Here is an 11,840-nt window from a genome sequence, read left to right as displayed (position 1 = left end):
ATGAGCGTTCTTCCCAGCTTTCCCCTCGCCACGCCGGACGAGATGCCGGCCAAGGGGACCATTGCCCTCGTCGGTGCCGGGCCGGGCGCGGCGGACCTGCTCACCCTGCGCGCGGTCGCAAGGCTGCAATCGGCGGATGTGATTTTCTACGACCGGCTCGTCGATCCCGAGGTACTGGCGCTGGCCGGGCCGCGGGCCGAGCTGGTCTTCGTCGGCAAGGAGGTCGGGGCGCATTCCTGGCCGCAGGAGCAGATCAACGCCGTCATCGTCGCCGCCGCCCTGCAGGGCCGCAATGTCGTGCGCCTGAAGTCCGGCGATCCCGGCATCTTCGGCCGCGCCGCCGAGGAGCTCGAGGCCGCGCACATGCATGGCATCGAGACCGAGATCGTCCCGGGCGTGACCGCCGCCATGGCCGCCGCCGCGCGCGCCGGCATTCCGCTGACCACCCGCGGCGAGACCGATGCGCTGGTGCTGGCCACCGGCCACGCCCGCGCCGGCGACCCCATGCCCGACTGCGCCCGCCACGCCCGTCCCGGCGTCGCCCTGGCGCTCTACATGGCGGTGAGCCAGTCGGAGCGGATCACCCGCTCGCTGCTGGAGACCGGGATGCCCGAGGATGCGCCGCTGACCATCGCGGTGGAGGTCTCGAAACCCGGCGAGCGGATCATCACCGGGCGCCTTGTCGAGCTGCCGGAGCTGCTGGCGCGGCACGAGGTGAGCGGATGCGCGGCGATCATCGCCAGTTGGCCGAAGATGGCAAAGGCCGGGGTGGCGCTGGAAGCGACGGCGAAAGCCCTCGCCTGAGCCACTCCGTGTGACAGTAGCCGGGCGAGCGCCTGCCCGTGGGATGGCGCTGCAACGGGCGTGGTCGCCGCTTTATGCCAGCCAAGTCCGTGGGAATTCCGTTCGTTGCGCGAAGGTGACAAAGCGCCAGCCCGCCCCGCACGCCACAGGCGTGCAAATATTGATCGCGCACCTCTGGTGCCAAGTATTGGTCGCGCACCTCTGGTGCGACGGGCAGGCGCTCGCCCGGCGGGTTCGCCTTGATCCCGGCCAAATGAGCCCCTTTCCGAAAAGTCGAAATTTCTGGGGCTGTCAGAGCACCGAAATCAGCCGCGCCGCGCTTTCGACGCCGTCGATCACCGGCTTGTCGAAACGGTCCCGCAGGTGCGCCGTCAGCTTCGCCATGCCGGCGCAGCCGAGGATCACGCAATCCACCCCGTCCCCCGCCATGGCGCGGGCGGTCTCGGCGGCCACCGCCTCGGTCGCCGTCTCCGGATCCTCTTCCAGCGCCAGCACCGGCACGTCCGAAGCGCGCACCTTGCCCAGCAGGTGCTCGAAGCCGTAGCCGATGATGTTTTCCTCGAGGATCGGCACCGATACTGCGAGCGTCGTCACCACCGAGAAGCTCCATCCGCGCAGCGCCGCGGCGTGATAGGCCGCCTGCCCGATGCCGATCACCGGCACGCCGGAGCGCGCCTGGGCCTGCGCCAGCGCCGTGTCATCGAAACAGCCGACGATGATGCCGTCGACCCCCTGGGCATTGGCCTTGTCGATCAACTCCAGCAGCGACGGCGCGGCCTTCAGCCCGTCCTCGTGGCCCTGAATCGCGGGCGGGCCACCGGCGTTGGTCCAGCCCTCGATCGTCACGCCCGGCACGGCGGCGCGCGCGACCTCGAGCATGCCGTCGGTCATCGCCGCGGTGCTGTTGGGATTGATGATCACATAGGCCATCAGACCATGCCCTTGCCCGCATCCGATCCCTGCTTGGCGCGGCGCTTGTTCATCGACCAGACGGTCAGCAGGAAGACCCCGATGATCACCAGCGAGAAGGCGGTGGTCAGCGTGCCGAGCGCGAAGATCACCGGCGTGGTGACATTGGTGGTCATGCCGTAGATCTCCAGCGGCAGCGTGTTGTAGCTGCCGGCGGTCAGCAGGGTGCGGGCGAACTCGTCGTAGCTCAGGGTGAAGCCGAAGAGCGCGACCCCGATCAGCGAGGGCGCGATGATCGGCAGAACCACATGCTGCAGCGCCTGCCAGTTGCTCGCGCCCTGGTCGCGGGCCGCCTCCTCGAAGGATTTGTCGAAACGGTTGAAAACGGCGAACATGATCAGCAGGCCGAAGGGCAGCGTCCATGTCAGCTGTGAGCCGAACCCCGAGCTCGCCCAGTGGATCGGCAGCCCCGCCTGGCTGAAGATCAGACCGACGCCGAGCGAGACGAGGATCGAGGGGATCACCAAGGCGGTGATGACGAGATAGAAAAGTACCCCGTTGCCGGCGAAGCGCTTTCGGAAGGCAAGGCCGCCCATCACCGAGACAACCACCGTGGTGATCATCACCATCAGCCCGAGTACGAAGCTGCGGCGGAAGCTGCCCCAGATGTCGCCCACCGCCTGCTGCTGGAACAGATCGAAGAACCAGTGCAGCGAGGCGCCGCGCATCGGGAAGGTGAGCCCCCCCTGCGGACCCTGGAAGCTGAGGATCGCGATGGTGAAAGTGGGGCCGTAGAGGAACAGCAGGAACAGCACGAAGAAGGCGCAGAGAACGTAGAAGGAGCGGGGACGGGATTCCATGGATCAGAGCTCCTTGCGGATGTCGACGAAGCGCAGAAGGATGCCGATGACCATCAGCACGGTGATCAACAGCACCACCGCCGTGGCCGAGGCCGAGGGATATTGCAGCAGCGCGATGTCGTTCTGGATGAGGCGGCCGACGTTGGCCGATTGCGAGCCTGACATGAAGCGCACCGTAACGAAGTCGCCCATCACCAATGTGACAACGAAGATCGTGCCGATCATGATGCCCGGCTTGCACAGCGGGATGATCACGTTGGTCAGCGTCTGGAAGCCCGAGGCACCGCCATCATAGGCCGCCTCGATCAGCGACTTGTCGATGCGCATCATGGTGTTGAAGATCGGAACCACCATGAACAGCGTGTAGAGGTGCACGAAGGCTAGGATCACCGAGAAGTCGGAATAGAGCAGCCATTCCACCGGCTCGTCGACGATGCCCGCCGAGATCAGCGCCGAGTTGGCCAGCCCGTTGCGCCCGAGGAAGGGGATCCACGAGATCATCCGGATGATGTTCGAGGTCCAGAACGGGATGGTGCAGAGCAGGAAAAGCGCGATCTGCCAGGTCTGCGTGCGCACGTGGAAGGCGAGGAAATAGGCCACGGTGAAGCCGATCGCCAGCGTGAACACCCAGACGATCAGCGCGTATTTTATCGTGTTTCCGAACACCCGGTAGGTCACCGGAGAGCCGAACAGGAAATCGTAGTTCTCCCAGCTGAAGGCCGGGATGATCGAGAACTCCGTCGCCTGCCAGAAGCTGACGATGACGATCATCGCGATGGGCAGCACGAGGAAGAAGATCAGGACAAGCGTCAGGGGCGAGGCCAGCAGCCAGCCGGTCAGGTGTCGGTTCGTTTCGCCAGCGCGCATGGGGCCTCCGGGAGATGGGTCTTGAGATGCAGGAGCGGCCTGCATGGGGCCGCGCCCCGGGCTGTCCCCGGGGCGCGGCGATCTCGGTCAGGTCAGGAACCCGCGGATCAGGCCGCGATGAACTCGTTCCACTTGCGGACCATGTACTGGTTCTCGTCCATGACGGCGTTCCAGCAGGCCACCGAGCCCATGCGCTCTTCGAAGGAACCGCCGTCGCGCACTTCGCCGGCCTGTGCCATGGCGTCGCCGAACGGGTTGGTGATGGTGTCGGTGGCTTCCTTGCCCTCGAACCAGTAGCCCCACTCGTTTTCGCTCATGAAGTTCTTCGAGGTTTCCGGAACCGCCGAGTAGTAGCCCTGGCGCATCAGGAAGCCGCCGACCCAGCCGTCGAGGTACCAGTTGATGTACTCGTAGGCCGCATCCAGTTCGAGACCCGAGAGGTTCTTCGACAGGCCAATGCCACCGCCCCAGGAACGATAGCCTTCCTTCAGCGGCTGGTAGACGCAGTCGATGCCGCGCGATTTCACCGCGGTGATGGCGGGCGACCACATGGACTGGATCACCACCTCGCCCGAGGCCATCAGGTTGACGCTCTCGTCGAAGGTCTTCCAGAAGGCACGGAACTGGCCGTTGCGCTTGGCCTCGGTGAAGATCGCCATGGTCTTGTCGATCTCTTCACGGGTCATGTTGCCCTTGTCGCCGTACTGGATTTCACCCATGGCCTCGCAGACCATGGCGGCGTCCATGATGCCGATCGACGAAATGTCGAGGATCGACGCCTTGCCCTTGAATTCGGGGTTCAGCAGCTCGGCCCAGGTCTCGATCGGACGGCCGATGAGGTCGGGGCGGATGCCCAGCGTGTCGGCGTTGTAGATCGTCGGGATGAGCGTCATCCAGTTGGTCTGCTCGTCGGCGAAGGTGGTGCCGTCGGGACCATCGGTGAAGCCGACGGTGTGCGGCGCGGTGCCCTGGGCGATGGTCGACTCGGGGGTCAACTTGCCGTCCTTGAAGATGCCGACGATCTTGTCGTAGTTCTTGATCTTGCTGACATCCATCGCTTGCAGGTTGCCGGTCGGCCAGACCTTCTTGCAGATCCAGTACTCGATGTCGGCGATGTCGAAGCTGCCGGGCTGGGTGGCGGCGCGCTGGGTCACGGCGTCGGAGTCGAGCGCGGTCATCTCGAGCGTGAAACCGAGGTCTTCCTTCACCTTCTGCGCCACTTCGTTGAGGTTCGACACACCGGTGCCGAACTGGCGCAGGGTGACGTCCTTGATGTTCTGTGCCCAGATCATCGGTGCCGGGAAGGCGGTTGCCGCGCCTGCGGCGGCGGCGCCTTTCAGCAGGCCGCGGCGGCTGAGTTTCTTCGTCGTCATGTCCTAACTCCCTGTGTTGGACTTGTCTTGACCGGACCTTTTCGGCCCTTGACCCCTCCGGCCCCGTTCAGGCCGAAAGCGGATGCAGCGCCTGGTCGTCCCAGACCAGGCCGACCCCGTCGCCGGGGGATTTCGGATCGGAGAAGAATTGCTCCTCGGGCACCCAGGCGGTGACGTCCTGATCGCCCGCGGCGACCACGGTCACCGCCACATGCGTGCCCTGGAACTCCACCGAGGTGACCTTGCCGCCCAGCTTGGCACCGGCCTCGGGGGCGATGCGCGTCAGGTCGTTGCGGATCGCGAAATGGCCCTGCGGCAGCGCCAGCACGTTATGCCCGCCCATGAAGCGGGCGACGAACTCGGTCTTCGGCGCGTTGAACACGTCGCGCGCGCTGCCGGCCTGTTCGATGACGGCGTTGTTCATCACGACGATCTCGTCGGCCAGCGCCAGCGCCTCGTCCTGGCCGTGGGTGACGTGCACGAAGGTGATGCCGAGCTCGCGCTGCAGGCGCTTCAGCTCGGCGCGCATGCGGATGCGCAGGAACGGGTCGAGCGCCGAGAGCGGCTCGTCGAGCAGCAGGATCTGCGGCTCGGTGATCAGCGCGCGGGCCAGCGCGACCCGCTGCTGCTGGCCACCCGAGAGCTGCGAGGGCAGCCGCTCGGCGTATTGGGTCATGTCGACGAGCGCGAGCATCTCCATCGCCTTCTTGCGGCGGGTGGCGGCGTCGACGCCCTTCATCTTGAGGCTGAAGGCGACATTGTCGGCCACAGACAGGTGCGGGAAAAGCGCGTAGCTCTGGAACATCATCGCCGTGCCGCGCTTGGCCGGCGGCAGGTAGGAGATGTCGGCGCCGCCCAGCACGATCGATCCGTCGCTGACGCTCTCGTGGCCCGCGATCATCCGCAGCGTCGAGGACTTGCCGCAACCCGAGGGGCCGAGCAGGCAGGCGTAAACGCCCGAGCCGAAGTGGTGGTTGATCGCATCGACGGCCACGGTGTCCCCGTAACGCTTTGTCAGGCCGACGAGTTCGAGATCGAGTCCTTGGCGCATGTATCCCCCGGGTGGTCTGCCTTCAGGTCCGCATCTGCGGTGACTTCCCGATCCTGTCCCCGGCCCGCGCGGAAAACGAAGCACGGCCGACGTCGCGGGAGGTCAGATTCTGAAGCCCGCCCAAATTTTCACCAATACATGAGCCATATGTGCGCTTTTTGAGATCAGATTGTACACGATCTTAAAAATCATCACATGCAATGGGCCGTTCTCTTGTCTCCGGAGGCCCGTTCGGGAACATAGACCTCAAAGGAGACGCACGTGACCAAAGAGGCGGGGAAACCGGCAAGAGAGGCGGACAAGGCCGCGGACAAGGCCAAGGGGTCGAAAGCGCGGGCCGTGGCCGACGCGCTGACGCTTGCGGTGCACGAGCACCGTCTGGCGCCGGGGCTGAAACTGAATGAGGACGAGGTCGGCGAGATCTTCGGCGTCGGGCGGACCATCGTGCGCTCGGCCCTGCAGATGCTGGCACATGACCAGCTCGTGACGATCGAGCCGAACCGTGGCGCCTTTGTCGCCGAGCCCTCGATCCGCGAGGCGCGCGAGGTCTTCGAGGCCCGCGCCCTGCTCGAGCCGCGCACCGCCCGTTCCGCCGCCGAACGCATCACCCCGCAGGACGTCGCCACGCTGCGCGCCCACAACGCCGCCGAGCACGCGGCGCTGGATCGCGGCGATTTCGGCATGGCCGTGCGGCTGTCGGGCGAGTTCCACATCGAGCTGGCCCGCATCGCCGACCAGTCCACCATCGCGGAATTCATCGCGCAGTTGATCGCGCGCTCGTCGCTGGTCGTCGCTCTTTACTGGCGCAGACCCAAGGCAATGTGCGAAACTCACGCCCATGAGGCGCTGCTGACCGCCCTCGAACAGGGCGACGGCGCCACGGCGGAGGAATTGATGAAGGGCCACCTGCTCGATCTGCTGTCATCGCTCGACCTGCGCGAGACCCCGGCCGCGCCGCGGACCCTGCGCGACGCGTTGCGGCCATGATGCTGCGGACCATGACCCGGGCCGATCTCGGCCGGGCGCTCGACTGGGCCGCCGACGAGGGCTGGAACCCCGGCCTCGAGGATCTCGACGTGTTCTACGGCACCGACCCCGAAGGCTTTTTCTGCGCCGAGCTCGGCGGCAAGATGGCGGCGGCGATCTCGGTTGTGAACCATTCGGACAGCCTCGCCTTCCTCGGGCTCTACCTCTGCGCGCCCGCCTACCGCGGTCAGGGCATCGCGCACGCGCTGTGGACGCATGCGCTGAAACACGCGGGGGACCGCACGGTCGGGCTCGATGGCGTTCCGGCGCAGCAGGAGAACTACCGCAAGTCGGGCTTCGTGCTGGCCGGGCAGACCAAGCGCTACTCCGGGGTGCTGCGCGCCGGCCACGGCAAGGGGGTGACCTCGGCCTCGGCGACAGACCATCCGATCCTGATCGAGATGGAGCGCCGCGCCTGCGGCTACGCCAAGCCCACCTTCAGCGCTGCCTGGCTGGAGCCGGCGCAGACCCGCCACACGCTGGTGCACCGCAGCAACGGCGCGCCGGACGGCTTCCTGACCATTCGCCGCTGCCGCGACGGCTGGAAGATCGGCCCGCTCTGCGCGCCCGACATGGCGATCGCCGGGGCGCTGCTGGAAGCCGCGGCGCAGCACAGCGGCGACGATCCGGTGATGATCGACCTGCCCTCGGAATCGGCCCCCCTGGCGGCGCATTGCCTCGAGATGGGACTGGAGCCGATGTTCCACACGGCGCGCATGTACCGCGGCCCCGCGCCGCTGCCCGGCCCCGGCCTGCACGCGGTGGCGACGCTGGAATTGGGCTGAACCGCGCTTGCCGCTGCGCCCCGCACCGCTATCTCGGCGGTCATGACCCACGGCGACCCCAACGGCGAACGCGCACTTCTGATCGGATCGAGCGGCGGCATCGGCAGCGCGCTGCAGGCCGCTCTGACCGCGCGCGGCACAGAGGTCATCGGCCTGTCGCGCCGCGACCACGGGCTTGATGTGACCGCCCCAGAGTCGGTCGCCGAACACATCGGGGCGCTCGATGGAAAATTCGACCTGATCTTCGTCGCAACTGGCGCGCTGGCCCTGCAGGGCTCGGAGCCGGAAAAGACCCTCAAGGCGCTGGAGCCGGAGCAGTTCCTGCAGCAGATGGCGCTCAACGCGCTTGGCCCGGCTCTGGTGCTGAAACACGCGCGCCGCCTGCTGCCGCGCGACCGCCCTGCGACCTTCGCCGCGCTCTCGGCCCGGGTCGGCTCGATCGGCGACAACCGGCTGGGCGGCTGGTATTCCTACCGCGCCTCCAAGGCGGCGCTGAACCAGATGATCCGCAGCGCCTCGGTGGAGATGGCGCGCACCCACCGCCAGCTCGCCTGCGTCGCGCTGCACCCGGGGACCGTGGCCACGCCCTTCACCGCCGATTACCTCGGCCGCCACCCCTCGGTGGCGCCGGAGGAGGCCGCGCAGAACCTGCTGACCGTGCTGGACGGGCTGGGGCCCGAGCACACCGGCCGCTTCTTCGACTGGGCGGGCAAGGAGGTGCCCTGGTGAGCCGGCTGGTTCTGGTGCTGGGCGACCAGCTTTCGGAAGAGCTGATCGCCCTGCGCAAGGCCGACAAGACACGTGACGTGGTGGTCATGGCAGAGGTCGCCGCCGAGACCGACTATGCCCCGCACCACCCCAAGAAGATCGCGCTGATCTTCGCCGCCATGCGCAAGTTCGCGACCCGCCTGCGCGGGGATGGATGGGAGGTGCGCTACACCCAGCTCGACGACACCGACAACGCCGGCTCGATCCCCGGCGAGCTGCTGCGCCGCGCCGAGCAGACCGGCTTCGACAAGGTGCTGGCCACCGAACCGGGCGAATGGCGGCTGATCGAGGCTCTGCGGGACACCCCGCTCGACATCACGCTGCTGGAGGACGACCGGTTTCTCGCCTCGCATGCCGAGTTCGAGGGTTGGGCCAAGGGCCGCAAGGCGCTGCGCATGGAGTATTTCTACCGAGAGATGCGCCGCAAGACCGGGCTGCTGATGGCCGGCGGCAAGCCCGAGGGCGGCGAATGGAACTACGACAGCGAGAACCGCAAGCCGCCCCCCGATGGCATCTCCCACGGCGGCCCGATGAATTTCACCCCGGACGAGACCGTCGAGGAGGTGCTCGACCTGGTCGAGGCGCGCTTTGCCGACAACTTCGGCACGTTGCGCCCGTTCACCTTCGCCACCGACCGCGGGCAGGCCCGGCGCGCGCTGGCGCATTTCATCCGCCACGCCCTGCCCGACTTCGGCGCCTACCAGGACGCCATGGTGGACGGGCACAAGTACCTCAACCACGCGCTGCTCTCGCCCTACATCAACCTCGGGCTGCTCTCGCCGCTCGAGGTCTGCGAGGCGGCGGCAGAGGCCTACCGCAAGGGCGATGCACCGCTGAACTCGGTCGAGGGCTTCATCCGCCAGATCATCGGCTGGCGCGAATACGTGCGCGGCATCTACTTTCTTGAAGGGCCGGACTACCCGCGCCGCAACCGGCTGAACCAGCAGCGCAAGCTGCCGCCACTCTACTGGGGCGCCGAGACCAAGATGCGCTGCCTGTCGAAGGCGGTGGCGCAGACGCGGGACGAGGCCTATGCCCACCACATCCAGCGGCTGATGGTCACCGGCAACTTCGCCCTCATCGCCGGGATCGACCCGGCCGAGGTGCACGAATGGTACCTGTCGGTCTACGCCGATGCCTATGAGTGGGTCGAAGCGCCGAACACCGTGGGCATGAGCCAGTTCGCCGATGGCGGGGTGATCGCCTCGAAGCCCTATGTGTCGTCGGGCGCCTACATCGACCGCATGTCGGACCACTGCAAGCACTGCGCCTATGACGTGAAGCAGAAGACCGGCGAGGACGCCTGCCCGTTCAACCTGCTCTACTGGCACTTCCTGACCCGCCACCGCGAGAGGTTCGAGAACAACCCCCGCATGGGCAATATGTACCGCACCTGGGACCGGATGGACGAGGACAAGCGCGAGACCGTGCTGGCCGGGGCCGAAGAGTTCCTGGAGCGACTTTCGGCGGGTGAGACGGTCTGACAGCCCGGCGCCGTGCGGGGCGGCGAGGGCGGGAGATGCGTATTTGGAAAGAGAAGAAGGGCCGCCGCCGGCTCAGGTCTTCTCCAACTCGCTCTCCAGCTTGAGGACCCGGCCGCCGTCATCCTGCTCGATCAGGAAGGCCGGCGTGTCTCCGGAGCCGTTCCGAGTGATCTCCTCACCCTCGATCTGCCGGGTCACCCGCTTCTCGAAGCGTTCGGCGATCTTGCCGCGCGCGGTTCCCGCGCCCCAGTTCCACTGGACGATTTCTCCGACCTGAAACTTGCTCATCTTGGTTTCCCCCTGTTGCTTTACCTAGGGGAAAACACGTGCAGGGGCAGGATGTTCCGACCTTATTCGGTGGCGGGCGCCTCGTCCGGCGTGCCGGGTTCGGCGGGCACCTCCTCGTCGGCGGGAGCCTCCTCGTCGGCGGGAGCCTCGGCGCCGTCTCCCGCCGCCTCGGCGGGGCGTTCGCTGTCCTGTACCGGTGTGTCGGTGGTCAGCACGCCATTGACCCATTCGCCGGTGCTTTCCTCGCCGGTGGCATAGCGCATGGTGCCCTCGCCCTGGCGCTTGCCGTCGGCAAAGTGGCCCTCGTAGACGTCGCCGTTGGCATAGGTCGCCACGCCCTCGCCCTCGATCTCGCCCGCCGCCCAGGCGCCCTCGTAGCGGAAGCCGTCGGGCATGGTGATCGTGCCCTGGCCGTGGCGCTGACCGTCGCGGAAGGCGCCGGTGTAGACCGTGCCGTCGGGATAGGTGGCGGTGCCCTCGCCGTGGCGCTGGCCGTCCTGCCAGTCGCCCTCGTAGCGGTAGCCGTCGGGGTAGGTCATCACCCCCCGCCCGTCGTTGCGGGCGTTCTTGAAGTCGCCCTCGTAGACAAGGCCGTTGGCGTAGCGCGCCACGCCTTGCCCCTCGATCACCCCGTCGACCCAGTCGCCCTCGTAGGTCGAGCCGTCGGGATAGGTGATCTTGCCCTCGCCATTGGCGAGATCGCCGACAAAGGCGCCCTCGTAGACAGACCCGTCGGGATAGGTGACCTTGCCCTGCCCCTCGATCTGGCCCGAGACCCAGTCGCCCTCGTAGCGGTAGCCATCCTCGCCGATGAAGGCGCCGGTGCCCTGCCGCTGGTCGTTGTCGAACTGGCCCTCGTAGATGTCGCCGTTGGCATAGGTGACCTTGCCCTGCCCCTCGCGGCGGCCGTCGACCAGCTCGCCCTCGTAGACATCGCCGTTGGGTTGGGTAAGCGTGCCGACGCCGTCGATCTGCCCCTCGCGCCAGGTGCCCTCATAGACCAACCCGTCGGGCATGGTGAGCTTTCCCTGACCATCCCGCAGACCGTTGGCGACGCGACCCTCGTAGACCGAGCCGTCGGGATAGGCGATCTCGGCGTTGCCCTGCTTGACGCCGTTCACCCAGTCGCCCTCGTAGCGGTAGCCATTGGGGCCGGTCATCACGCCGCGCCCGTGGTGCAGCGCGTTGCGGAAGGCGCCCTCGTAGCGCATGCCGTTGGCGTATTGCATCACGCCCTTGCCGGTGATCTTGCCGTCGAGCCAGGAGCCCTCGTAGGTGCCGCCATCGGCAAAGACGATGCGGCCGATGCCCTCGGGCTTGCCCTTGGCGAACTGGCCCTCGTAGACCGAGCCGTTGGGGAAGCGCGCGACGCCCTCGCCGCGGATCTCGCCCTCGGCCCAGTCGCCGGTGTATTCATAGCCGTTGGGCAGCCGGTAGGTGCCGGTGCCGTGCTGCAGACCGTTCTGGAAGGTGCCCTCGTAGACCCCGCCGTCATCGTACTGCTTGGTCTGGACCTCGCCGCCCTCGACCTGCGCCAGAGCGGGATAGGTCAGCGCCGCAATCGCCGCCGCCGTGAGGATGGTTCTGCCTGAGAGCTTCATGCGCCTTCCCTGCCGGCCGCGTGC

General features: G+C 67.1%; 12 protein-coding genes. 5 read left to right on the top strand and 7 right to left on the bottom strand.

Going from position 1 to position 11,840, the window contains the following annotated elements; all coding sequences use genetic code 11:
- Window positions 1–804, top strand: a complete 804-nt coding sequence (gene cobA / locus LC039_RS14980) for a uroporphyrinogen-III C-methyltransferase (RefSeq protein ID WP_226625831.1) — start codon at window positions 1–3, stop codon at window positions 802–804.
- 291 nt (window positions 805–1,095) lie between these two features.
- Here the strand turns inward: cobA and LC039_RS14975 are convergent, their stop codons facing one another.
- From LC039_RS14975 to LC039_RS14955, 5 genes are all read right to left on the bottom strand, one after another.
- Window positions 1,096–1,734, bottom strand: a complete 639-nt coding sequence (locus LC039_RS14975; RefSeq protein WP_226625829.1) for an aspartate/glutamate racemase family protein — start codon at window positions 1,732–1,734, stop codon at window positions 1,096–1,098.
- Window positions 1,734–2,573 (bottom strand): ABC transporter permease, encoded by an 840-nt coding sequence (locus LC039_RS14970; RefSeq protein ID WP_226625828.1) that lies wholly within the window; start codon window positions 2,571–2,573, stop codon window positions 1,734–1,736. The genes LC039_RS14975 and LC039_RS14970 overlap by 1 nt, the downstream gene beginning before the upstream one ends.
- Before the next feature lie 3 nt (window positions 2,574–2,576).
- Window positions 2,577–3,440, bottom strand: coding sequence for an ABC transporter permease (locus LC039_RS14965; RefSeq protein ID WP_226625825.1), 864 nt, complete (start codon window positions 3,438–3,440; stop codon window positions 2,577–2,579).
- A 107-nt stretch (window positions 3,441–3,547) separates the two neighbouring features.
- The gene (locus LC039_RS14960; protein WP_226625822.1) at window positions 3,548–4,813 is read right to left on the bottom strand and encodes an ABC transporter substrate-binding protein; all 1,266 of its coding nucleotides are present in this window, start codon (window positions 4,811–4,813) and stop codon (window positions 3,548–3,550) included.
- Between the two features lie 67 nt (window positions 4,814–4,880).
- Complete coding sequence (locus LC039_RS14955) at window positions 4,881–5,864, bottom strand: ABC transporter ATP-binding protein (protein ID WP_226625820.1); 984 nt, start codon at window positions 5,862–5,864, stop codon at window positions 4,881–4,883.
- Between the two features lie 339 nt (window positions 5,865–6,203).
- Here LC039_RS14955 and LC039_RS14950 point away from each other — a divergent pair, with 339 nt between their 5' ends.
- The 4 genes from LC039_RS14950 to LC039_RS14935 are packed head-to-tail and all read left to right on the top strand — an operon-like array spanning window position 6,204 to window position 9,927.
- On the top strand, window positions 6,204–6,851 hold the full coding sequence (locus LC039_RS14950) for a GntR family transcriptional regulator (protein ID WP_226626157.1): 648 nt from the start codon (window positions 6,204–6,206) through the stop codon (window positions 6,849–6,851).
- A gap of 11 nt (window positions 6,852–6,862) precedes the next feature.
- On the top strand, window positions 6,863–7,675 hold the full coding sequence (locus tag LC039_RS14945; RefSeq protein ID WP_226625818.1) for a GNAT family N-acetyltransferase: 813 nt from the start codon (window positions 6,863–6,865) through the stop codon (window positions 7,673–7,675).
- A gap of 42 nt (window positions 7,676–7,717) precedes the next feature.
- The gene (locus LC039_RS14940; protein ID WP_226625817.1) at window positions 7,718–8,404 is read left to right on the top strand and encodes an SDR family NAD(P)-dependent oxidoreductase; all 687 of its coding nucleotides are present in this window, start codon (window positions 7,718–7,720) and stop codon (window positions 8,402–8,404) included.
- Entirely contained in the window at window positions 8,401–9,927 is a 1,527-nt protein-coding gene (locus LC039_RS14935) for a cryptochrome/photolyase family protein (protein WP_226625815.1), read from the top strand. The genes LC039_RS14940 and LC039_RS14935 overlap by 4 nt, the downstream gene beginning before the upstream one ends.
- A 72-nt stretch (window positions 9,928–9,999) precedes the next feature.
- Here LC039_RS14935 and LC039_RS14930 read toward each other — a convergent pair whose 3' ends face one another.
- Window positions 10,000–10,215: a DUF2945 domain-containing protein gene (locus LC039_RS14930; RefSeq protein WP_226625811.1), complete on the bottom strand. Its 216-nt coding sequence runs from the start codon at window positions 10,213–10,215 to the stop codon at window positions 10,000–10,002.
- Between the two features lie 62 nt (window positions 10,216–10,277).
- Complete coding sequence (locus LC039_RS14925; RefSeq protein WP_226625808.1) at window positions 10,278–11,816, bottom strand: MORN repeat-containing protein; 1,539 nt, start codon at window positions 11,814–11,816, stop codon at window positions 10,278–10,280.
- Window positions 11,817–11,840: the final 24 nt, after the last annotated feature.

Origin of the sequence: Alloyangia pacifica, assembly GCF_020524285.1 — a bacterium.
In the GTDB taxonomy this organism is placed as follows: Bacteria; Pseudomonadota; Alphaproteobacteria; order Rhodobacterales; family Rhodobacteraceae; genus Salipiger; species Salipiger pacificus_B.
This window is presented reverse-complemented; position numbering and strand designations above follow the sequence as displayed.